Annotated in this window: 19 protein-coding genes; 11 read left to right on the top strand and 8 right to left on the bottom strand. The window is 58.3% G+C overall.

Annotation, left to right across the window (positions count from 1 at the left end; translation table 11 throughout):
* The 7 genes from VD17_RS32475 to VD17_RS21630 form a co-directional block, all read left to right on the top strand.
* Positions 1 to 218, top strand: a 218-nt coding sequence (locus VD17_RS32475; RefSeq protein ID WP_221174445.1) for a hypothetical protein, incomplete at its 5' end; no start/stop codon positions are given.
* A 51-nt stretch (positions 219 to 269) separates the two neighbouring features.
* Complete coding sequence (locus tag VD17_RS21655) at positions 270 to 1,061, top strand: YfaP family protein (RefSeq protein ID WP_046055580.1); 792 nt, start codon at positions 270 to 272, stop codon at positions 1,059 to 1,061.
* A gap of 37 nt (positions 1,062 to 1,098) precedes the next feature.
* On the top strand, positions 1,099 to 2,811 hold the full coding sequence (locus VD17_RS21650; RefSeq protein WP_046055579.1) for a DUF2138 domain-containing protein: 1,713 nt from the start codon (positions 1,099 to 1,101) through the stop codon (positions 2,809 to 2,811).
* Positions 2,796 to 3,446 (top strand): DUF1175 domain-containing protein, encoded by a 651-nt coding sequence (locus tag VD17_RS21645; RefSeq protein WP_046055578.1) that lies wholly within the window; start codon positions 2,796 to 2,798, stop codon positions 3,444 to 3,446. Before VD17_RS21650 ends, VD17_RS21645 begins: the two co-directional genes overlap by 16 nt.
* The gene (locus VD17_RS21640) at positions 3,443 to 8,008 is read left to right on the top strand and encodes an alpha-2-macroglobulin family protein (protein WP_080932053.1); all 4,566 of its coding nucleotides are present in this window, start codon (positions 3,443 to 3,445) and stop codon (positions 8,006 to 8,008) included. Before VD17_RS21645 ends, VD17_RS21640 begins: the two co-directional genes overlap by 4 nt.
* 1 nt (position 8,009) lies before the next feature.
* Entirely contained in the window at positions 8,010 to 9,629 is a 1,620-nt protein-coding gene (locus VD17_RS21635) for a DUF2300 domain-containing protein (RefSeq protein WP_046055577.1), read from the top strand.
* 3 nt (positions 9,630 to 9,632) lie between these two features.
* Entirely contained in the window at positions 9,633 to 10,448 is an 816-nt protein-coding gene (locus tag VD17_RS21630) for a YfaP family protein (protein WP_046055576.1), read from the top strand.
* Between the two features lie 510 nt (positions 10,449 to 10,958).
* On the opposite strand, the gene VD17_RS21625 is transcribed toward VD17_RS21630, so the two are convergent.
* Positions 10,959 to 11,834, bottom strand: coding sequence for a helix-turn-helix transcriptional regulator (locus VD17_RS21625; protein WP_046055575.1), 876 nt, complete (start codon positions 11,832 to 11,834; stop codon positions 10,959 to 10,961).
* A 119-nt stretch (positions 11,835 to 11,953) separates the two neighbouring features.
* On the opposite strand from VD17_RS21625, the gene VD17_RS21620 reads away from it, so the two are divergent.
* From VD17_RS21620 to VD17_RS32970, 4 genes are all read left to right on the top strand, one after another.
* Positions 11,954 to 12,208 carry a hypothetical protein gene (locus VD17_RS21620; protein ID WP_046055574.1) on the top strand — a complete coding sequence of 85 codons (255 nt, stop codon included), beginning with the start codon at positions 11,954 to 11,956 and terminating at the stop codon, positions 12,206 to 12,208.
* Between the two features lie 138 nt (positions 12,209 to 12,346).
* Positions 12,347 to 13,342, top strand: a complete 996-nt coding sequence (locus tag VD17_RS21615; protein ID WP_046055573.1) for a hypothetical protein — start codon at positions 12,347 to 12,349, stop codon at positions 13,340 to 13,342.
* A gap of 67 nt (positions 13,343 to 13,409) precedes the next feature.
* Positions 13,410 to 14,858: a hypothetical protein gene (locus VD17_RS21610; protein ID WP_046055572.1), complete on the top strand. Its 1,449-nt coding sequence runs from the start codon at positions 13,410 to 13,412 to the stop codon at positions 14,856 to 14,858.
* Positions 14,855 to 15,115 (top strand): YkgJ family cysteine cluster protein, encoded by a 261-nt coding sequence (locus VD17_RS32970; protein WP_080932052.1) that lies wholly within the window; start codon positions 14,855 to 14,857, stop codon positions 15,113 to 15,115. The genes VD17_RS21610 and VD17_RS32970 overlap by 4 nt, the downstream gene beginning before the upstream one ends.
* Before the next feature lie 509 nt (positions 15,116 to 15,624).
* Here the strand turns inward: VD17_RS32970 and VD17_RS21605 are convergent.
* The 7 genes from VD17_RS21605 to VD17_RS21575 form a co-directional block, all read right to left on the bottom strand.
* Positions 15,625 to 16,377, bottom strand: coding sequence for a S24 family peptidase (locus VD17_RS21605; protein WP_046055571.1), 753 nt, complete (start codon positions 16,375 to 16,377; stop codon positions 15,625 to 15,627).
* Between the two features lie 222 nt (positions 16,378 to 16,599).
* Positions 16,600 to 17,127, bottom strand: a complete 528-nt coding sequence (gene ppa, locus VD17_RS21600; protein ID WP_046055570.1) for an inorganic diphosphatase — start codon at positions 17,125 to 17,127, stop codon at positions 16,600 to 16,602.
* 113 nt (positions 17,128 to 17,240) lie between these two features.
* The gene (locus tag VD17_RS21595) at positions 17,241 to 18,053 is read right to left on the bottom strand and encodes a zinc-dependent peptidase (RefSeq protein ID WP_046055569.1); all 813 of its coding nucleotides are present in this window, start codon (positions 18,051 to 18,053) and stop codon (positions 17,241 to 17,243) included.
* 6 nt (positions 18,054 to 18,059) lie between these two features.
* On the bottom strand, positions 18,060 to 18,716 hold the full coding sequence (locus VD17_RS21590; protein ID WP_046055568.1) for a DedA family protein: 657 nt from the start codon (positions 18,714 to 18,716) through the stop codon (positions 18,060 to 18,062).
* Positions 18,717 to 19,010: 294 nt separating this feature from the next.
* Positions 19,011 to 19,472 carry a GNAT family N-acetyltransferase gene (locus VD17_RS21585; protein WP_008153569.1) on the bottom strand — a complete coding sequence of 154 codons (462 nt, stop codon included), beginning with the start codon at positions 19,470 to 19,472 and terminating at the stop codon, positions 19,011 to 19,013.
* 118 nt (positions 19,473 to 19,590) lie between these two features.
* Positions 19,591 to 20,415: an ethanolamine ammonia-lyase subunit EutC gene (gene eutC, locus VD17_RS21580; RefSeq protein ID WP_185753194.1), complete on the bottom strand. Its 825-nt coding sequence runs from the start codon at positions 20,413 to 20,415 to the stop codon at positions 19,591 to 19,593.
* Between the two features lie 8 nt (positions 20,416 to 20,423).
* Complete coding sequence (locus VD17_RS21575) at positions 20,424 to 21,818, bottom strand: ethanolamine ammonia-lyase subunit EutB (protein WP_046055566.1); 1,395 nt, start codon at positions 21,816 to 21,818, stop codon at positions 20,424 to 20,426.
* Positions 21,819 to 21,939: the final 121 nt, after the last annotated feature.

Below are 21,939 nucleotides of genomic sequence, written 5' to 3'. Positions count from 1 at the left end.
CGAGTCCATCCAATTACAGGTCACGTTACGACTTAACTGAGCGGCGTTTGGTATTGATGTGGGGGTTATTCGGCTCACGCCCCGAAAATATGCGTGATTCGCGCCGCAAATATAGATGTATCCGATTGTTAAAAACCCGCCAAATGGCTAACCTTCGCGCCTTCTACGACCCAATAATCACGGGTCTTTCTGACGAAACGCAGTTTTTGGATCTGTAACGCGCCGAGGATCGGGCGCAAGGTTTCGTTATGCATGGCAGGAGGCGTCACATGCGTTCATTTCTTCTATTGCTGATGGGGCTCGTCTGCGCGACCGCGGCGTTGGCCGAGCCTTCGGCTGAGGTGTCGGAGCCCGTGGGTGGCTGGCGTTATTCCGGCCTGCTGGACCGCAGTGAAAATCCTCAAGTCGCCTATCCCACGCCACCGATCGATCGCGGTGTGCAGCGCAATCGCACAATGATCCTGGGCCAGCTCAAGGCCTTCGGCACTCAGCGAGGGCCGCACACCCTGGCCGTCAACGGCAATCCTCTGAATCTGTACACCGACGACCAGGGGCGTTTCGCCCGGCCGTATGCGTTTGGCGCCGGCTCCAACAGCGTCGAAGTGCGCAGCTCCGAAGGTCAATCGCTCAAGCGCGTTCAATTCTATGAAGCCAACAACCTGCGCACCCCGGCGCGGATTCGCGTGGTGCTGGGGTGGGATGACCCGAAAGCCGAACTCGATCTGCACATCATTACCCCCGACGGCCAACACGCGTTCTGGGCTCACTCGGCGCTGACCAATGGCGGCGGTCTGGACCCGGACGGCGTCGATGGCCCCGGTCCGGAAATGTTCACCATGACCGCGCCGATGCATGGCACCTATCTGGTTTACGTGAACTACTGGGGCAACTTCGGCAGTGGCGGCTATAACTTCGATGAGACCAGCAACCAGAACGAGGTGATCACCTCGCAGATCAACCTGGTGCTAAACGAAAACACCGTCGACGAAAAACGCGAGACCTTCATCGTGCCCCTGCGGGCCATCGGTGACCTGCTGCTGGTCAAGACTTTCAACTATTAAGCATCCCGCTCCACGGATGACATCGGGTTTTGTGAACATGAGCGATAACACTGTTTCTCCGGCCGCCGAAACGCCTGCAGCCAAACCTTCCCGTCGCTGGCCAGCCGTTCTGATCGGGCTGGTCCTGGTGGCCGGCGTCGCCGCCGGGCTGGGCTGGTTCATGCACAAACCCAAGGCGCCACCGGCGGCGTTGGCCAGCGACAAACTGGGTATGAGCCGGCCGGACGGTCTGCTTGAAACCCATTCCTTGAGGCAATTGCCCAAGGACTTGCTGGCGGTGCCGTTCCTCAAGGACACCCTGACCGAAGATTTCGTCTTCTATTACGAAGCGCATGCCGATCGCCTCGGCTTGATCGGCAGTCTGCGGCGGATCATCTACGAGCATGACCTGAAGTTGCAGGACAGTTTGATCGAACAGCTTTTTGATCAGCCGGCGGATGTGGCGCTGTGGCGTGGGGCGGATGGTCGCCTGAAAGACTTTTTGTTGGTGATGGATCGCGGTGGACTGGCCAAGGTGCTGGAGCCGCTGGCCAAAGTGGCTCTGGATGATTCACAGCTGACCAAACTTGGTGACGTGAAAGTCGGCGCCGACGATGTGGCGCTTTATCAACTCAACTACAACGCCAGCAAAGCGCTGGTGTTCGCCTCCCACGGCGACAAACTGGTGGTGCTGTCCAACCCGACCAAACTCTACGATCCGGAAGGCGACTCATCGCAAGAGCCAGGCAGCGTGTCGACCAAGGCCATCGCCGCCTTGCTCAATGGCGACAAACTGTTCCCCGAAGCCTTCGGCCTGCAACCGCGCACGCCTGAGGTGAAACAACGCCTCTCGGTGAATTCCAGCGTCTTGGCCATGGGTTACCAGCGCTTCATCCCGAACTTCGCTGGCCTGCGTTTCGACATGGACGACAAGGGCTGGCACAGCTTCCTGGCCATGGATGAACTGGAGAACCAGCCGGACTTCGATTTCAAACCGATCTGGCAAGCCATGCCGATGGGCGCCAGTGCCTGTGTCGCCTTGCCGCTCGCCGCTGAACAACAAAAACCGCTGCTGGTGAAACTCGGTGCCGAAGAGTCGGTGGCTCACGCCCTGACCGAACACATGGCCGGTGCCGCCGGCCTGTGCTGGTACGCCGATTCGCGGTTGTACACGCCGTTGCTGGTGGCCAGCCTGAACGATGATGACAGCGCCAAACTAGACGGCGACTTGGGCAATCTGTTCGGCTCGATGGTCGGTGCCTACGAAGGCAACGTCGAAGAACACGCGTTCCCGGTGGTCGAGAAACAGGAAGGCCCAACCCACCAGTGGCAGCGCCAAGTCAGCTCCAACTTCGGTCCTTACAAAGCCAAGGATGCCGAGCAACCGGACGCGATCACCGGCAAGGCGTTCATGAAAGTCAGCCTGGCGCGCCACGGTTCGACGCTGCTGTTCTCCCTCGACGACAAGTTGGTGGACAAGGCCCTCGGTACTCTCGACAAACGCTTCCCGCCGATGGCCGACGTGGTACCAAAAGACCTGCTGATGCCGGTCTACTTCGGCCCGGATTCGATGGCGCAACTGATGCAGCAGGAAACCCTCGACAGCCTGCCGCAAGACATGGAACCGGTGTTCTACAACGCTGCGCAGACCTACCTGATACCGAAACTGCGCAAGCTCGGCGGTTACGGTAAGTACGCCCTGACGTTGCCGGAAGGCAGCGAACCCGACGGCCACTGGCAATGGTTGCCGCTGGAATGGAAAGCCCTGTGACAGCACTCATCCGAGGCCTCGGCCTGCTGGCATTGCTGCTGGGCACCCGGGCATTTGCCACTGAGGCGCCGCCGCTGGACGTGCAGCAATCCCAGGTGTTCCGTGCCTGGTTCGTGCGCATCGCTCAGGAACAACTGACCCAAGGCCCGAGCCCGCGCTGGTATCAGCAGGACTGCGCCGGCCTGGTCCGTTTCGCCGCCAACGAAGCGTTGAAAGTCCATGACGATAAATGGCTGCGCAGCAATGGCCTGTCCAACCGCTACCTGCCGCCAGAGCTGCAACTGAGCGAGGCCCAGCGCGGCTTCGCCCAGCAATGGCAGCAGGGCGGCGGCAAGGTCGGGCCGTACGTCAACGCGATCAAATTGATTCAGTTCAACAGCCATTTGGTCGGTCGCGATCTGGCGCAAGCCCGGCCCGGCGACCTGATGTTTTTCGATCAGGGTGACGACCAGCACCTGATGATCTGGATGGGCCGCTACATCGCCTATCACACCGGCACCACCACCCCGACTGACAACGGCATGCGCTCCGCAAGCCTGCAGCAACTCATGACATGGAAGGACACCCGATGGATACCCGACGCAGCCAACCCCAACTTCATCGGCGTCTATCGACTGAACTTTCTCTCCCAATGACCGGTGCTCGCATGCTGCGTTTTCTGTCTCTTCTGTTGGTATTGGTTTTGCCTTTTTCGGCGGTCAACGCCGAAGACACCGTCGAGCCGAGCGGTTACACGCCGGTGGCTGGTGAAAGTTTTTTCCTGCTGGCCGACAGCAGTTTTGCCAGCGACGAACAGGCGATGGTTCGCCTTGAGGCGCCGGGGCGCGACTACCGACGGTTCCGCATGGAGCCTTACGGCGGCGCCGACATTCGCGTGTACCGCATCGACAAGCCGCTGGATTTTCTCAAGCGCCAGAAGAACCTGCACCGCGTGGTCAGCGACGGCCAGTTCAAGGGCGAAGGCCTGTCGAACACCCTCGCGTACCTGTGGGACAACTGGTATCGCAAATCGCGTCGCGTGATGCAGCGGGCGTTCTCCTACGAATCGCGTAAGCAAGTCACCGAGGAAGTGCCGGAACTGAAGATGGGCGCCGCCATTGCCGCGCCGACGCCTTACGACGCGCAGCCGCAATTCGCGCTGATTCCGGGCCTGCCGGTGGTCAGCCAATTCCGTTATCCGCTGTGGCAAGCCAAACCGATCCAGCCGCCTGAAGGCGTGAACCTCGCCGGCTCTTCCAGCGAGTTCGTCAGCGTCGCACCGGGCAATGTGTACATCCCGTTGGGCAACCTGAAACCGGGTCTGTACCTGGTCGAAGCGCTGATCGGCAAGTACCGCGCGACCACCATGGTGTTCGTGTCCAACACCGTGGCCGTGAGCAAAATTGCCGGTGATGAATTGCTGGTGTGGGCCGCGCGCAAACACGAAGGCAGTTCGGTGCCGAAGGTGAATGTGCTGTGGACCGATGGCCTCGGCGTGATGAGCAGTGGCGCGACCGATGCCGATGGTTTGCTGCGTCTGAAACACGTCAGCCCGGAGCGTTCGTTCGTGATTGGCGAGGACGAAGAGGGCGGGGTGTTTGTCTCCGAGAACTTCTATTACGACAGCGAAATCTACGACACCAAACTCTACGCCTTCACTGACCGGCCGCTGTATCGGCCGGGGGATTGGGTGTCGTTGAAAATCGTCGGTCGAGAGTTCAAGAACGCCCGCGACTCTGTGCTGCCGACGGCAGCCGACGTCAACGTGACCGTGCTCGATGCCACCGGCACTGCGCTGCAATCGTTGGCGCTGAAACTCGATTCCAAGGCTGGCACTCAAGGCCGCTTTCAGTTGCCGGACAACGCGGTCGCGGGCGGTTATGAGCTGCGTTTCAGCTACAAGGATCAGGCCTACAGCAGCGCCTTCCGTGTCGCTGAATACATCAAGCCGCACTTCGAAATTTCCCTGAACCTGGCCAAGCAGGATTACCGTACCGGCGAACCCGTGAAGGGCAGCCTCGTGCTGCTGTACCCGGACGGCAAACCGGTGGCCAACGCGAAGTTGAGCCTGAGCCTGCGCGCCCAGCAACTGTCGATGGTCGACAACGAACTGCAATACCTCGGGCAATTCCCGGTGGAGTTGACCAGCACCGAACTGACCACCGATTCCAAGGGCAACGCGACGCTCGATCTGCCGGCTGCCGAGAAGCCGAGCCGCTACATGCTCACCGTGTTCGCCAGCGACGGCGCGGCGTATCGGGTCAAGACCACCAAGGAAATTCTCATCGATCGCGGCGCCGCGAGTTTCAGCCTGCGCGCGCCTCAGCGTTTTAGCGCGGTGGGCGACAAGGTTGCGTTCAGTTACTTGAATGAAGGCGGCAGCGAGCAAAGCAAATCGGTTACGCCGAGCAGCTACAGCTGGGTGCGTCTGGAAGATCAGACGACTGGTGAAGGCAAACTCGCCGCGAAGGACAAAGGCTTCACTTTGGCCTTCGACCGTCCGGGTACTTACAACCTGACGTTGAAGGATGACCATGGCCGCGTGGTGGGTGCCACCGGTCATTCGGTCACTGGCGACGGCGTCAAAGCCGTGCCGGGCACCGTGGAAATCGTCCTCGATAAACCCGAGTACAAGGCCGGCGACGAAGCCCTCGCATTGATCACGTTCCCTGAACCGATCAGCGATGCACTGCTGTCGCTGGAGCGCGACAAAGTCGAGGCCACAGCGCTGCTGTCCAAGGGCGGCGACTGGCTGAAGATGGAAAAACTCAGCGAGACCCAGTACCGCGCGCGGATTCCGGTGAAGGACAATTTCGCACCTAACCTGACGTTCTCGGTGCTCTACACCAAGGGCGGTCAGTACAGCTTCCAGAACGCCGGCATCAAGGTGATCGCGCCGCAAATCGAGGTGGTCATCGCCACCGATAAAGAGGCGTATCAGCCGGGCGATACCGTGTCGGTGGACTTGACCACGCAGTTCGCGGGCAAGCCTATCCCGGCGCACCTGACGGTCAGCGTGGTGGACGAAATGGTCTACGCGTTGCAGCCGGAAGTCGCGCCGACCATTGACCAGTTTTTCTACCACCCGCGCCGCAACAACGTGCGCACCAGCGCCAGTCTGTCGTTCATCAGCTACGACGTCGCGTTGCCGGGCAGCCCCGGCGCGCCGGGCAAAGCTAACCGTAGCGAGCGGGGCGTGAAAGTACTGGAGCGGCCGCGTCGTGAAGACGTCGACACGGCCGCGTGGCAACCGGAATTGATCACCGACGCCAACGGCAAAACCCGTTTCACCTTCAAGATGCCGGACTCGCTGACCCGCTGGCGCATCACCGCCCGGGCCATCGCCGATGACGGTCAGGTCGGGCAGAAGAAGCAATTCGTACGCTCGGAAAAACCGCTGTACCTGAAGTGGAGCGGCCCGATCAAATTCCGCAACGGCGACAAACCGGATCTCGGTGTGTTTGCTTTCAGCCAAGCGGAAAAACCGGCCAAGGCTGAGTTGGTGATTCATTTCGGCGGTACCGAACAACGAGTGCCAGTGACGCTGAACAACGGCATCAACTACATCGCGCTGCCGGCGTTTGCGTTGGCCAGTGGCGAGTGGGCGGCTGAGCTGGTGCAGGACGGCAAAACGGCTGATGCCTTGGCTGTGCGGTTGACCGCGACCGGCGAAGGTTGGCAGGTGACTCAGAGCCAAAGCCTGGGCGTGGTCAGCGGTGATACGCCGCTGAACTTGCCAGCGGACGCGACGGATATTCGCCTGCGTCTGGATGACAGTCCGCAAGCGCTGTTCCGCTCGGCACTCGACGATCTGTTGAGTTATCCGTACGGCGGCGTCGAACAAACGGCCAGTCGTTTGCTGCCGTTGAGCATTGCGTATCCGACCTTATCGTCGAACCCGCAGATCCGCGATCGCTTGCGCCTGATCATGCAAAACAGCCGCCTGCGGCTGGTGCAAATGGCCGGGCCTTCGGCGAGTTTCACCTGGTGGGGCATGGACGGCGAGCCGGATGCGTTCCTCACGGCTTACGCTTACTACGCCGACTGGCACGCCAGCAAAGCCTTGGAACTGAGCCTGCCGCCGGAGCATTGGCAGCGGGTGCTGGAGGTCTATTCGAAGCAGGCCAAAAACACGCCGCTGTTGCAGAAAGCGCTGATTCTGTCGTTCGCCAAACAGATGCAATTGCCGGTGAACACCTTGCTCAGCGGTTTGATGGATGACCTGTCGAAAGCGGGCGAAGGCAATGCGGCGAACCTGATGGACGATGGCGAAGACAGCATCATCATGAGCGATCCGGATTCGGCGCTGGGTCTGGCGGCCGCTCGTGCGCTGACTGCCTCGTTGGCGAAGCAATCGAAGGTGATTCTGCCGGACGCCTTCAATCGTCAGCTGACGGATGCGCAACAGCGTTTGGCCGTCAGCTCTCAGCCGTTTGTCGAAGCGTTGAACCTGTCGTTGCAAGCCTTCGATCAGGCTCACGCGCAAGCGTTGTTGCAACGTCTGCTGCCACAGCAATCGACCCTGGAACGTGCGTTGGCATTGATCTGGTTGCAGCGCAGCATCGAGCAGGTATCGCCCACCATCGCACTGGCACCGGGTGAAGGCTGGAAGAAAAAATACGGTGATACCGGGGAGACTTATTGGACGTGGCAGGGTGCTGCGCCTGTGCCCGCAGTGCTGTCGCTGACCGGTGCGCAAGAGCGTCCGTTGCGAGCGGCTTTGAGCTTCCAGACCAAACAACCGCTGGTTGATCCGATGGCCGTAACTATCACCCGACGCCTGTCGCGTCTGGTGCCGGGTGACGAAGCCTTCACCTTTAAACTGGAAGCGGTCGGCACCAAGCCGTTGTCCAGCGACAGCCTGTATCTGGACGAAGTGATCATCACCAGCAAAGCCGCCAAACCGCTGCGCTACGGCATGCTCGAAGTGCCGCTGCCGCCGGGTGCCGATGTCGAGCGCACCACGTGGGGCATCAAGCTCATGGGCAAGGCCGGCACCGAACCGTCCGCGTTGGAGAAGGCGCGTTTCGAGCCGGGGCAGATGGCTTACGCGATTCCGGTCGATGCCTTGAGCGGCGAATTGCGTCTGCGTCATTTGGTGCGCTTCTCGCAGAAAGGCCAGTTCAACCTGCCGCCGGTGCGTTTCACTCAGGTTTACGCGCCGCAGCATCAGGCTCAGGAACAGAAACCGGCCCTCGGCCAGGTCACGGTCAACTGACATGACCCGGCGTTTGCTCTGGTGGTGGCTGTGTCTGATCCCTGCGCTGGCAACAGCGCAGGAGGAGCCGCTGCGGCTGGCTTTTAAAGGTGAGTTGCTGTCGTTGAGCCAGACTCAGGTGATCGCGCGCGAGCCGTTGCCTGCAGATGTGCAGACTCCGCTGGGCAGTGTGTGGAAGTTGTTTGTCTACGGCTGGCTAGTGGATACCAACGCCCATGAATTGCCTTACGAATGTCGCGGTCAGTCGAAAGAGGAAGTTTACTGCTGCACGGCAGGCGGCAAGATTGAGCGCGATCAGGCCTTGGTGAAGTCGTGCGGTTTGTACTTTGAACCGCAGCGGTTGGGTATTGCTGGCGCTGACTGGCGCACGTATTGGCAGGCGCGGCAGGCACCGGAGTGGTTGCTGGATTTGGCTTCGTTGCAGCCTTCCACGCGCGTTTCAGTGACTGAGTTGCTGCGAATGCTGGCCGTGATGCCGGCGCAGGATCAAGCGCGGCGGGTGTTGCTGGATGTGGTGTTGAATGCGGCTGACGGCAATGTCGTGGGCGAACTCGGTGGCCGGTTGCGGGTGAAAACCTGGAGCTGGTTGGGGGATCAGGACCCTGCGTCGCGTCAGGGTGGTTTTGCCGGGTGGACGGTGGATGGCACGCCGGTTTGGGCTGGTGGGCGTGGAACCAGTCAAATGGTCTTGCGTCACTACGGTGGGGCGTTGGCTTCGGTGTTGCCGGTGGATTGGCCTGTGGATGCGGGACGCTGTGTCGAGGTGGGACTGTTTTCACGCTATCCCATCGAGCGCGTTCTGGCGGGGGATCGTGTTGTGGAGTCCGGTCCCATGCTGGGCGATTACCGCGTCGAATTCACCAACGGCAATCAACTCGATATCCACAGCGACGGCGAACTGTTTTTGGTGAAAGACAAACTGATCGCCCGTCTGGACCGCGAAGAATATGTTGCCCGCGTCCTGCAACGCGAAGCCAAACCCGAACCCGCCGAAGCCGCCAAAGCCCTGGCCATCGCGATCCGCACGTACCTGCTGCAAAACGCTACCCGCAACGGCGACTGCCTGAGCATCGACGACAGCAGCAGCCGGCAGCGCGTCGCACCACGTCCAGCCACCGCCGAATCACGCAACATCGCCGCCTGGACCAGCGACCTGGTCCTCGCCGGCAGCACCGTCACCTACCACTCCGACCAGCCCGGCCCGGACAAACTCTCCTGGCTGCAAGCCGTCGAGCAAGCCAATGCCGGTCAACGCTACGACGCCATCCTGCTGCACGCCTACCCGCGCGCCAGCCTCAGCCGCTGGGACAACCCCGTCGCCTCCTGTGAAGCACTCCCCGCCGCACAAGACTGGCTGCTGAACCAACGCCGCGGCTGGCGTCCGCGGTTGGAAAACGAGGTTGGCTACAACGAAGTCAGCACCTTCGCCGTCTGCCGCCTGGCCTTCGGTCGCCCCTACGTCGACCGCGAACGCCAGCGCATCTACGTGCGCGGCGTGCTGTCACTTCAAGACCGCCTCGACCTGACCCACGAATACTTGCACCTGGCCTTCGAAGCACACCCCAACGGCCAGGATGAAACCTACATCGAAGGGCTCGCCCGCCACCTCTTGCTGGAATAGGCCATGAAACTCCGTTATCCACAGGTCCTCCTGTTCCTTTGCTCTTTTTGCGTATGGCCGACGACATTCGCCGCCGAAAGCGCCGCCAAACTCGACACACCCGTTGGCGGCTGGCGCACTGGCGCGCCAGAAGGCGAAGGCGAAAACTTTCGCCAGATCGTCAACTACCCAGCCTCCTCGGTGAACACCCCGGTGGGACAGGCCAACACTGCACGCATCACCGGGCAAATCAACGCGACGCCCAAATCTGGTGAGCCGGGCCGGTTGATCGTCAACGGCGTCAGCATGCCACTGAAGATTGACCCCGCTGGCCGCTTTGATCGCCCGTTCTCATTCCCCAATGGCAGCAACAGCGTCGAAGTCCGCAGCCCCGATGGCCAGCAGCGGCATCGCACGCAGTTCCTGAATGCCAGTGGCGGCGCTACCCCAGCGAAATTGCGGGTGTTGTTGGCCTGGGACAGCGATGGTACGGATCTGGATTTGCACCTCATCACCCCCGACGGCGCCCATATCTGGTACGGCGACCGCGTTGTTCCCAATGGTGCTGCGCTCGATGTCGACGTGACGACGGGCTACGGCCCGGAAATCTTCGCCATGCCGGCGCCGATCAAGGGGCAGTATTTGGTGTATGTGAATTACTTCGGGGGCGGGTATCGCAGTGATGATGAGGGGCAGGAGGAGGCGGTTCAGCCGCTGACGACGGCGCAGGTCACGGTGATTACGGAGGAAGGGACGCCGAACGAAAAGATGGAGACATTTCTGGTGCCGATGCGGGCGGTGGGGGAGTTGACGTTGGTTAAGGGGTTTAGTTATCCGTGAGGGTTTATAGTGCGTTGCGAATTTATTTATCTGTCCACAGGGAGCAAACACAATGAGTTTTTCAGCAGCGAACACCATTGCATCCGTCTGGCCACTGATCAGCGGTATGACTGTGTTGAATACGCCCGGTGGGCAACGGACTTTTAACGTAGTAGCAGTGAGTGCCAATGGGGTCACTGTGACCCCTGGCTCCACGTCGATGGTTGTTCCGCGTAGCGCTTTCGAGAACGCAATCCAGTACTTGCATGACCATAACCACGACCGAAGAGGGCCGTGCGTGATAAACGCGAACGCAGTTCCCGAGGAGGCAGGTCCACTTTGCCGGGCATCTCGCTTAACTGCCACAGGCCGTTTCGGCCCAAGAAACATCACTTACGTGTTGCCGATTCTGCAGGGGTTGGGATTAGTCGAGATTGAGCCGAAATCCCCTGCGAGAACCTGGATACTTTGAGAGTCGATGCGGAGACCGGACTTGCGCGGGGCGGCTTCAACTAAAGGCAAAGCCCAGGTTCAATCGTAAAGCCAGGGTTTCAACTCCTTGAGGTTGGCGACCACAATCTGCTGCGCTTCAGGATTAGGATTCAGGTTTTTTGGATCAATCTGATAGCGCTGCAACACATACATCACCAAGGCCCTGCGACTCGGAACAACCAACTGCCCATCAGTCATCCCGAAGTCGACTTCAATGATCGCTTGTTGTGCTTTATTCAAGCGCCCGTCGGGCTTGATGATTACCGCCACCTCGGTGTTCCACACCTCATCACCATCAATGCCATTTTCGGTTTCATCCTCCCGCATATCGGGCACGCCTCTTAGCCTGCTCAACACAAAGTCGCGGTACTCCCGGTTTTTCTCGCAGTAGGCGCGCACATGCCAGCGCATCCCGGTGTACACCAATGTGTGCGGCGCAATCGTGCGGCCTTCGGGCTCCGGGCTGTTTAGCGAGACGTAGTCGATATCCAGGCGCAGGTGCTCACGGCAGGCTTTGAGCAGCGGGCGAAGAATCTCAGCCTTGATCGAACGATCCGGTACTTCGAGCACTTTGGTGTGGGCATAGGCCAGGGCAAGGCCTTCGATGTGCGGCGCGCGTGCGTTGTTTTGGTAGAGCAGGTGCAAATAGGCGCTCGCACTGTCGTCAATGAACAGCGGTTTGAACACCTTGCTCGGCACATAGCCCTTTATCTGTTTGTCATATGTAAGGTTTTTAGGCGCATGTTCATTGATGTAGGTATTGATGTCCTTGGACGCCTGCTGCCGGCTGATGCCGAAGCTCTGGATCAGGTGTCCCGTGGTCAGCCGGCCTTCCCACCAGGCAACGGTCTCGATCAAACGATAGCGAAGTGCCAGATCCCAGCGAACCTGCTCGATGGATTGCTTGCGTTTCATGTCCCCTCCATGTGCTCGTTTTGTTTACCTGTATAAGTCTACATTCTAGACCTGTCGCTTAACTCTACATATCTTTCGCTGGTCTTCGAGATAAATCGAGCTCACGAAAGGAAATGGATATGAGTGCGCCAGACATGGTTGCTACAGGTGCAATGGCGATGATCGTATTGATTCTGCTGGTGCTTTTGATGCAGTACCTCAAGTTGCGGGAGATCTGGCAGAAAATACTCGATTGTCAGAAATCGGCTCGCTGGGCACGGATTCGGGAAATGGAAAATCGGGAGCTGCGGTCGGCATTGAGAGCAGAAAAAGCGCATGTGGAACAGTTGCAAGGGAAAGTCGAGATTTTGCAACGCTTGGTGGTGGCAGACTAATGGCATATTCTTGTGCGCACTCTAAAGTTAACCCCAGTGGAGGTCGATAAAGAGGCGGTTGATTCAAGATTCCATCGTCATCGACCTTCACTGTTTTTTGCACTTCACATCATCAATTCACTAGAAAGGACTCTGAGCATGCCTATTCCATTTATTTTGGCCGGTGTCGCACTTGTTGCGGGCGGATACGGGGTCAAGAAGGGCGTTGACGCCAAGCGTGATTTCTCCGAAGCCTCGGACACCAACGATAATGCTAACAGCCTGGTAAATCGTGCACAGAAGTCACTGGAAGCAACGCGTGATCAGACTCAATTGCAGATTGAGGATTTGGGTAAAGCCAAACTTCTAGCCTATGAAAGCGGCCTGATTCCATTTGTGAACGCTTTCTCCAAGCTCCAGAACGTGGACTTCAAGGAATGCAAGATCGACGGTGAATTTGCCTTCAGCGAGGCAGCCCTCGCCGAACTCACTGCATCGGCGGGGTACATGAGCCCATTATTGCTGTCGGGCATTAGCTCGGTCGGAGCTGGTGGTCTGGCGGGCCTGGCCGCATTTGGCGGCGCTGGATTGTTTGCTGCTGCGTCCACAGGCACGCCCATCGCTGCTTTGAGCGGAGTCGCTGCGACAAACGCCACGCTTGCATGGTTTGGTGGTGGTGCACTCAGTGCCGGTGGGTTGGGAATGGCGGGCGGCACGGCAGTTCTGGGCGGTATTGTGGCGGGGCCGGTTCTGGCGGTGGGCGGCATGATATTAGCGTCCAAAGCCGAGTCAGCCAAGCACGCTGCCTACGAGAACCTGGCCAAGGCCAAAATCGCCGCAGAAGAAATGAAGTCTGCTGAAACGGTAGCGGAAGGAATTTTTACCGCTTTCTTACACGTCAATGATGTCATTGCACAGTTGATGGAACGTTTTGTTCCGCTGTTGTCCGTGGTGCAAAACGCAGTGGCGAGCAACACTGACTACCGTCGACACCCGGAACATATCCGCAAAGGAATTATGATGGCCGCCGCAACGGCGTCGACGATTCGCAAAATTATTGATAAGCCTCTGCTCAGCGAATCCGGAACAGTGATCGAGAAGTCAGTGCTGCAGATCGACCACCTGCACACTGAAATTGTTGAAGAGCTGAGCTGAACGCTCACTCGATCATCGAAGGGCTGATAACAGCCCTTCTGTCTATCGATCTCAGGGAAAACACGTCATGTCAGAGCGTAAGTCTGATGGATCGTTGTCATATGTCGCTGCACAACTTGCCGAATTCAATACAAAAAAACTGACTGAACGAACTGTCGAGTTCTTCAGCGATACTCAGCGCCTGCGCGATATCGCTTTTCAGCGTCGCAACCTCGCAGCTGATCAGGCTCAAGGCTGGGTTTTCGAACAGCTGGAAGTCAGTAAATTTAACCTCGATGCATTGCGCAAAAATGCCTCTGTAAAGGCGGCAACCACCGATGTGTTGGGTGAAATCAACAACCAGGTCGCCGATATTCGCATCACCGATGTCGACGCTGTTGTCAAAAGCTATCAGGCGAAATCTCGCACTAGCGCTGCGGCTTCGATATTCGATCTGACCGATGAAAAGTATGCGGATGTAAATCTGGTCGGATCGTCTGATCAGTACGACGATATGCTCAGGCTTGCGAAACGTCGTGGGGACACTGAATCCATTTACGCGGAGCGTTATCGGACAGTTCCTGATCGTCTGGATCAAGGCATCGAATATGACAATGTCAGGTCGGGCGGTACAACGCGTGATGAGGCTGTAGCGAACACCCAGGCTTCGGTTGCTGACGGTACCGCGTCCGGTATGGAGCGAGCGGCGATTGGTAACGAAATGCACACCGCTGGTATGCAGGCTGGCATCGTTGCCGGGACCCTGGGTGCCGGAGTGAGTTTTGTTTCTGGACTCTGGGGTCTTCACAAGGGCGAGGTAACCGCTGCGCAGGTGGCGCTGGATACCTGCTATAGCGGAGTTGGCAGCTTTAGCGCTGCTTACGCAACCGCCGCCGCCGCCAAAGGCATTCCGCACCTGCTGACTCACATGGGGGTCGGCAAGGCAGCCATCGGCGCACTCACCAAATCAAACGCCCATGTCGCCATTGCCGGCGGGGTCGTGCAATCAACCAAGCACATCGCGATGTACCTGAAGGGTGACATCGAATTCGACGCGATGATGACCGAGATCAGTGGCACTGCCTTGATGACCGCTGGCAGCTTCTACTATGGAGCCCTTGGCCAGATGATCATTCCAATCCCGGTGGTCGGGGCCATGGTAGGCTCAACCGTGGGCTATTTCGTGGGCAGTATTCTTCATCAATCAGGCATTATTAGCCTAGGTGAAAGTGAAGAAGTTCGGGTGTCACGCGAGCGTCGTGAGCAGATCGAGCAGCTCTGCCTGGATGTACTACCTAGAATGCAAGCCTCACGCGTAGCCATGAGCCAGTTGATCGAAGAGCACTTCGCCGAACAAGCTTCGGCCATCTCTGGAGCATTCGGTGCGATGGATGAAGCCATGGTGTCGTGGGATGCCGATAGCTACGTGAGTGGTCTTGCCCAGCTCAACAACACTCTGGGTTGCAGCCTGCCGTTTGAAAACTTTGAAGAGTTCGAAGCGTTCATGGATGACAAGGACAGTGTTTTCGTTCTATGACGCCCTTTAACTGCACAGCTTGCGGTGCGTGTTGCCGACATGTCGACCTCTCCGAACAAACCCGTGCATTGGATCGGGGGGACGGTGTATGCCGCGATTACAATGAAACTACCAAACTGTGCAGAAACTACGCGCAACGCCCAGCGATCTGTCGGGTAGATGTGCAGTTTGATTTGCACTATCGGAAACAAATGTCCTGGCCGCAATTTTGCGAGGTGAATGAGCGTGCGTGCATAGTTTTGCAGGAGATGGGATGAGAGTGGACGATATGCAGGCTTTTATAAAGGTCGAATTATGCCGATATGCATTTGTGACTTTTGCTGCCTTGAGGTGAGGAGTTCTAGAGAGGACGAGATCTGGTAAACAAGAACACTCATACGTGAAAACGTCAGTTACATCGTTCCACCCGCTGATACAGGTTTCAACGAAGTCCCCAGCATTACCCGGCCCAAACTTTTCTGTAAATCACTTTCCTCCAGACATTAAAAAGCCGGCTTGTGGCCGGCTTCTCGGGGACTGGCTTGGTTCATTTTTGGTAAACCGCGCCAGCCTTCAAAACGTACACCCGGATCTTGCGTCCGGCTGTGGGACTCGGCGAGAAAGTCATCTGCCTTGTCGGTGCGATCTGAGCCGCGGGGCGGGTCGATGCGCAAATGTGGGGCGCAGCATACTGATTTTTTTGGGAAATTCCCAGCGTGGTGTGCGGGGTAGAGCTATCCCGTGACTTGTAGCAGCTGACGGAGCCAGCGGCTACAAAGTCATGTGTTTACAGAAAAGGTAAGGGTGGCCTGCGTTTATTCAGGGTCGACCACCAGAACACCCATCCCAGAACCCTTATGTTTTGTTCTTCGATTAGCGGAGGTCTGAAAACTTCATCCGGGTATTCGGAGCTGTTGTGGCTGCGCATGCGTATCGCGTTGCCTGGTACCCGGCTCAGGTATTTGATGCGCAACATGCCGTCGTGCTCGATGGCGTAAATCTCTCCGTCGACAATTTGCGTGAGCCCGCGGTCGATGGCGACGATGGAGCCATCTTCAATTTTTTCGGCCATGCTGTTGCCAACCATGCGGGCGCAGATGGCATCGGCGTGGTTGATTTCCAGGGAGTCAAGATCTCTGCGTGGCAGGCGGATCGATTCGCTGGGGTCTTTGATGACATGGGTTTTGTCGGAGCCGGGGGCAGTGGCTGCTTCTTTGTAAAAGGGTAGTTCGATATCGACTGGGTCGATGACCCGATAGGTGCCCCGGATTGATTGGGCGTCGAAGGTGTTGCCGGATGCGTCGATCAGATGCAATTCCCTGGCGTCTTGCGGTCCTTCGCCGGTTTTCAGCCATTCAGTGTTCACGGACAGTCTTCTGGCGACATCTTCCATGCGGTAGTCAGGGACTCCGCGGGCGTACCAGTTATGGACAGTTTGAGGGTCGGAAATACCCAGGAATTCGGCAAATCTCGTTGTCGTGATTTGTAGCTCCTTCAGGAGCATTCTGAATCGTGGGCCGCAGGTTTTGTTCTTTTTCATAAACACGAGTCTAGCCGTGCGGCATAAGGCTTTGATTCAACAAAACGTTCAAATCTGGCGTGAAATTTAAGTCCTGATGTAAGACGTCTTTTGTAAAAATTAAACAAGAAAAACCGGTTTGCCCGCCCGTTAAATGTGCTGTTGAACATGATATTCAAACGCCCACAAAAAACCCCGGATCAACCGGGGTTCTTCGTTATAGCCGTTCGTGAGAGACGGCTATCAGCCTTTATAGGCGGCAACCGACTTCATGATCTCGGTGCGAGCGGCTTCTGAGTCGCCCCAACCTTCGATCTTCACCCATTTGCCTTTTTCGAGGTCTTTGTAGTTCGCGAAGAAGTGCTCGATCTGCTGAATCAGCAGGGGTGGCAGGTCGCTGCACTCTTTCACGTCGACGTACAGCTGGGACAGCTTGTCGTGTGGGACTGCGATGACTTTGGCATCGCCGCCGCCGTCGTCGGTCATGTGCAGGATGCCGACCGGACGGGCGCGGATGACCGAACCTGGAGCAACCGGGTAAGGGGTCACGACCAGCACGTCGAGGGGGTCACCGTCGTCAGCCAGGGTGTTCGGGATGAAACCGTAGTTGGCCGGGTAGAACATCGGGGTGGCCATGAAACGGTCAACGAACAGGCAATCGCTGTCTTTGTCGATTTCGTATTTGATCGGGGCGTGGTTGGCCGGAATCTCGATCGCGACGTAGATGTCGTTCGGCAGGTCTTTGCCAGCCGGAATCTTGCTGTAGCTCATTGGGCGGTGCCCCCGTTAGTTGACCAAAATCACTTGGCCGGATTGACCAAAAAGTGGCGGCGATTATAGGCATATTCCGCCGCCGTTGCTATGTACCAGAGGTCGTAGAGACCTTAGTCGCGTGCCTGATAGACCGGGTCTTCGGCCAGAAGTTGCCGCAGCCGGGCCAGAGGGTCCTGGCGATAAAACAGCTTCAGTTGCTCATACACCAGAGGATACGCCTCGTGCAGCAAATCCGGGGCGCTAAAGAAGTATTCGCTGGTGACCGCAAAGAATTCGGCCGGGTTTTCCGCCGCATACGGGTCGATGGCGGTGTCAGCGTCGGGATTGCGATCCAGTTGCCGATCCAGGTCGTCGTAGGCTTCTTGCATGACCTTGGCCCAGTCGCTGACCCGCATGTCGGCGTGCAGCGGCGGCAGGCCGTTGGCGTCGCCGTTGAGCATGTCGAGTTTATGCGCGAGTTCGTGGATCACCAGGTTGTAGCCTTCCCAGCCACCGCTGGCCATCACGCCGGGCCACGCGAGGATGACCGGGCCTTGCTGCCAGGCTTCGCCGCTGTGTTCGCCGTCCCATTCGTGCTCGACGCCGCTGGCATCGCGATGGCGCTGGGGGCTGAGAAAGTCGTCGGGGTAGAGGACTATTTCGTGGAAACCCTGATACCAGTTCAGTTCGCCCAGATGCAGCAGCGGCAGTTGCGCCTGGGCGGCAAGCAGCAGGCGTTGCTCTTGGTGAAGTTCGACGCCGGGCAGGGCGGTCAGGTGTTTGTCCTGGAGGAACAGCACGCTGGCTTCGCGCAGCCACTGGTCTTCGGCGGCGCTGAGGCCATCGAGAAAACTCAAGTGATGGCGCACCCGCTGCCACAGGTCGTCGGCAATCGGGTGTTTGGTCAAGGTGCGCCGGCGACGCCAGGCGCTAAGGGACCACATGGTGAATCAGCGCGATTGAGCTTTGGACGCGGCGTTGCCGAAGCGGCTGCGGATCATGCCGATGATCATCGGTAACAGCGACAGCAGGATGATGCCCACTACCAGCAGCGACAGGTTCTTTTTAATGAACGGTACGTTGCCGAAGAAGTAACCGAGGGTCACCAGACCGCCCACCCAGAGGATCGTGCCAAAAACACTGAAGGCGAAGAAACGCGGGTAGGGCATTTTGGCCACGCCGGCGACAAACGGTGCAAAGGTGCGAATGATCGGCATGAAACGCGCCAACGTCACCGTTTTGCCGCCGTGTTTGTCGTAGAAATCGTGGGTTTGCTGCAGGTAGTCGCGGCGGAAGATTTTCGAGTTCGGGTTACTGAATAAACGCTCACCGGCCGTTCGTCCGATCAGGTAGTTGGTGCTGTCGCCAAGGATTGCCGCCAGCATCAGCAGGCCACCCAGCAGCACCGGGTCCATGCCGCCGCCGGCGGCTACTGCGCCAGCGATGAACAGCAGGGAATCGCCCGGCAGGAATGGCATCACCACCAGGCCGGTTTCGCAGAAGATCACCAGGAACAAAATGGCGTAAATCCATGGCCCGTAGTTGTTTACCAGCAAATCGAGGTACACATCGAGATGCAGAATAATGTCGAGCGGGTTGAAATCCATGGAGAGCACCTGTGGTGACGGCCCGACTCGGCAGGCCTGTGCGGATGACTTCGCGAAAGGCTACAGACGGGTGTAGTTTTTCTTACAAGCCGGAAAGGTCGGCATTATACGGATTAAGAGGTGAAAATCGCGTTGAGTTTGTAGCGGGGGATTTCTAAGGATCAACACCGGTTGGAGCGGTGCAATCGATTCCTGTGGGAGCGAGCTTGCTCGCGATTCAGGCACCTCGGTGTATCAGTCATACCGAAGAGAAGCTATCGCGAGCAAGCTCGCTCCCACAAAGTTCGATGCGGATCAGAGCTCGTCGCTGATCGGCAACACGTAGTTCTTGAACTCGGTGTCTTCCTTGAATCCGATGGATTCGTAAGTTTTGCGCGCGACTTCGTTATTGCTGCTGGTGGAAACGCGCATGCGTACAGCGTTGGTTTCCTTGGCCATTTTCTTCGCGGTGCGGATGAGGTTGTCGGCCACCAACTGGCGGCGGGCCTCTTCGGCGACGTAGATGTCGTTGAGGATCCACACGCGCTTCAGCGAAAGGGACGAAAAGCTCGGATACAACTGACAGAAACCCATCAGTTTGTTGCTGTCGTCATCGGCCAGGGCCAGGTAGATCACCGACTCCTTGCGACGCAGGCGCTTTTCAAGGAACGCCCGGGACGAGTCCGGATAAGCCAGGGAGCCATAAAACTCGCGATATTTGACGAACAACGGGGTCAACAGGTCCAGGTGTTCGAGGGTCGCTTGAATAATCCGCATGGTAGGTCTCGTCTTCAAGTGGCTGTCTTCACGTACTGTGACGGCGAACGGTTCTCACTCGAGCAGCCGTGTTTCGATCCTGCCTGAAACTGAATCAGAAACGCAATGCGGAAACGGTTCAGGCATCCGGCAGACTCAGTAGGAAATTACCTTTCATGTCCGCTCCTGCGTCCGACTCCAGTGTCAGAACCTGGGCCTCGTCCTTCAGATTGACCCCTGACAACTGCCGTCGGCAGGCTTCGCGCATCAAATACAGCAAACGGTGTGCCGCCATGCCGTAACTCAGGCCTTCGAGTCGGACGTTGGAGATGCAGTTGCGATAGGCATCCGTCAGCCCGACCTTTGGATTGTAGGTGAAATACAGCCCCAGGCTGTCCGGGGAGCTGAGGCCAGGGCGTTCGCCGATCAGAATCACCACCATTTTCGCACCCAGCAGTTCGCCGATCTCATCGGCTACGGCGACCCGACCCTGTTCCACCAGAATGACCGGTGAGACGGACCAGCCGTCATTCACAATCTGGTCTTCCATCCGTTCCAGAAACGGCAGGGTATGGCGATGAACGGCCAGCGCCGACAACCCATCGGCAACGACAATGGCCAGATCGACACCGCCGGGATTGGCCAATGCGTAATCGCGCAGTGTCTGCGCCGACTCATCACTTAGCTTTCGCCCCAAATCGGGGCGTTGCAAATAACTGTTCCGGTCCGCAGCGGCGCTGTGTAGCAGCAAACTGGCACGCCCGCGTTCAGCCAGTTGTGAGCTGAGCCCCACATGGTCGAACGGCAAGTGCACCGCATCCCGCGCCTGAGCGTGGGCGTACTGGAAATCCAGCTGCGCGCTGGTCGGCATGCTGGTGCCGGTTCTACCCAAGGCGATCCGCGCTGGCGTCAGGCGACGCAGTTCCAGCAACGGGTTCTGTGGATCAGCGGGTGGTTTATCCATTTCAACACTCATCCCAGTTGCGCCATCGCTTGGCGGAAGGCCGGCGGCAGGCTGTCGCCAAAGTGAATCTTGCCGTCTGCCTGGGTAAAGATGCCCATTTTTGCCAGCCACTGTTCGAATTCCGGCGCCGGTTTCAGGCCCAGCGTCTGGCGTGCGTAAAGGGCGTCGTGGAACGAAGTGGTCTGGTAGTTGAGCATGATGTCGTCGGAGCCGGGGATGCCCATGATGAAGTTGATCCCGGCCACGCCCAGCAGGGTCAGCAGGGTGTCCATGTCGTCCTGGTCGGCTTCCGCGTGGTTGGTGTAGCAGATGTCGCAACCCATGGGCACGCCCAGGAGCTTGCCGCAGAAGTGGTCTTCGAGGCCGGCGCGGATGATCTGTTTACCGTTGTAGAGGTATTCCGGCCCGATGAATCCTACGACGGTGTTCACCAGGAACGGTTTGAAATGTCGCGCAACGGCGTAGGCGCGAGTTTCGCAGGTCTGTTGATCGATGCCGTGGTGGGCGTTGGCTGACAGGGCACTGCCTTGGCCGGTCTCGAAATACATCAGATTCTGGCCCAGTGTGCCGCGATTCAGGCTTAAACCGGCGTCATAGCCTTCCTTCAGCACGTTCAGGTTGATACCGAAACTGGCGTTGGCCGCCTCGGTGCCGGCGATCGACTGGAACACCAGGTCCAGCGGAACGCCGCGATTTATTGCCTCAATGGACGTGGTGACATGCGTCAGCACACAGGCTTGTGTAGGAATTTCGTAGCGCTGGATGATCGCGTCGAGCATTTCCAGAATGGCGCAGATCGAGGAGATGCTATCGGTGGCCGGGTTGATGCCGATCATCGCGTCACCGTTACCGTACAGCAGGCCGTCGAGAATGCTCGCGGCGATGCCGGCCGGTTCGTCGGTGGGGTGATTGGGTTGCAGGCGTGTGGATAACCGACCGCGCAAACCCATCGTGCCGCGGAATTTTGTAACAACACGGATTTTTTGCGCCACCAGCACCAAGTCCTGCACACGCATGATCTTCGACACGGCGGCGGCCATTTCCGGGGTCAGGCCTGGCGCGAGGGCGCGCAGGCTCTGTTCGTCGGCGGCATCGCTGAGCAGCCAGTCGCGAAAGCCGCCGACAGTGAGGTGGCTGACGGCGGTGAAAGCTTGTTTGTCGTGAGTGTCGACGATCAGTCGGGTGACTTCATCAGTCTCGTAGGGAATGAGTACTTCTTGCAGGAAGTGGCTAAGCGGGATGTCAGCGAGGGCCATCTGCGCGGCCACGCGTTCGCCATCGTTGAGGGCGGCGACGCCGGCCAGAAAATCCCCGGAGCGCGCCGGACTGGCCTTGGCCATGACGTCCTTGAGACTTTCGAAGCGATAGGTCTGGGCGCCGACGGAATGGGCAAATTGGGCCACGGTGTCCTCCTGATTGATTCAATAACTCAAATACACCACCAACCCCCTGTGGGAGCGAGCTTGCTCGCGATAGCGGTCTTACACCCGACAAATATGCTGAATGACACACCGCTATCGCGAG

This window comes from Pseudomonas fluorescens, from assembly GCF_000968015.1.
GTDB lineage: Bacteria > Pseudomonadota > Gammaproteobacteria > Pseudomonadales > Pseudomonadaceae > Aquipseudomonas > Aquipseudomonas fluorescens_W.
Note: the sequence above shows the minus strand (reverse complement) of the source record. Positions and strands in the feature narration are given on the sequence as shown.

What these genes read in the sequence shown, in the direction of transcription:
- VD17_RS21655 (WP_046055580.1), top strand. Translation starts at nt 270, where the DNA reads ATGCGTTCATTTCTTCTATTGCTGATGGGGCTCGTCTGCGCGACCGCG.
- VD17_RS21650 (WP_046055579.1), top strand. Translation starts at nt 1,099, where the DNA reads ATGAGCGATAACACTGTTTCTCCGGCCGCCGAAACGCCTGCAGCCAAA.
- VD17_RS21645 (WP_046055578.1), top strand. Translation starts at nt 2,796, where the DNA reads ATGGAAAGCCCTGTGACAGCACTCATCCGAGGCCTCGGCCTGCTGGCA.
- VD17_RS21640 (WP_080932053.1), top strand. Translation starts at nt 3,443, where the DNA reads ATGACCGGTGCTCGCATGCTGCGTTTTCTGTCTCTTCTGTTGGTATTG.
- VD17_RS21635 (WP_046055577.1), top strand. Translation starts at nt 8,010, where the DNA reads ATGACCCGGCGTTTGCTCTGGTGGTGGCTGTGTCTGATCCCTGCGCTG.
- VD17_RS21630 (WP_046055576.1), top strand. Translation starts at nt 9,633, where the DNA reads ATGAAACTCCGTTATCCACAGGTCCTCCTGTTCCTTTGCTCTTTTTGC.
- VD17_RS21625 (WP_046055575.1), bottom strand. Translation starts at nt 11,834, where the DNA reads ATGAAACGCAAGCAATCCATCGAGCAGGTTCGCTGGGATCTGGCACTT.
- VD17_RS21620 (WP_046055574.1), top strand. Translation starts at nt 11,954, where the DNA reads ATGAGTGCGCCAGACATGGTTGCTACAGGTGCAATGGCGATGATCGTA.
- VD17_RS21615 (WP_046055573.1), top strand. Translation starts at nt 12,347, where the DNA reads ATGCCTATTCCATTTATTTTGGCCGGTGTCGCACTTGTTGCGGGCGGA.
- VD17_RS21610 (WP_046055572.1), top strand. Translation starts at nt 13,410, where the DNA reads ATGTCAGAGCGTAAGTCTGATGGATCGTTGTCATATGTCGCTGCACAA.
- VD17_RS32970 (WP_080932052.1), top strand. Translation starts at nt 14,855, where the DNA reads ATGACGCCCTTTAACTGCACAGCTTGCGGTGCGTGTTGCCGACATGTC.
- VD17_RS21605 (WP_046055571.1), bottom strand. Translation starts at nt 16,377, where the DNA reads ATGAAAAAGAACAAAACCTGCGGCCCACGATTCAGAATGCTCCTGAAG.
- ppa (WP_046055570.1), bottom strand. Translation starts at nt 17,127, where the DNA reads ATGAGCTACAGCAAGATTCCGGCTGGCAAAGACCTGCCGAACGACATC.
- VD17_RS21595 (WP_046055569.1), bottom strand. Translation starts at nt 18,053, where the DNA reads ATGTGGTCCCTTAGCGCCTGGCGTCGCCGGCGCACCTTGACCAAACAC.
- VD17_RS21590 (WP_046055568.1), bottom strand. Translation starts at nt 18,716, where the DNA reads ATGGATTTCAACCCGCTCGACATTATTCTGCATCTCGATGTGTACCTC.
- VD17_RS21585 (WP_008153569.1), bottom strand. Translation starts at nt 19,472, where the DNA reads ATGCGGATTATTCAAGCGACCCTCGAACACCTGGACCTGTTGACCCCG.
- eutC (WP_185753194.1), bottom strand. Translation starts at nt 20,415, where the DNA reads ATGGATAAACCACCCGCTGATCCACAGAACCCGTTGCTGGAACTGCGT.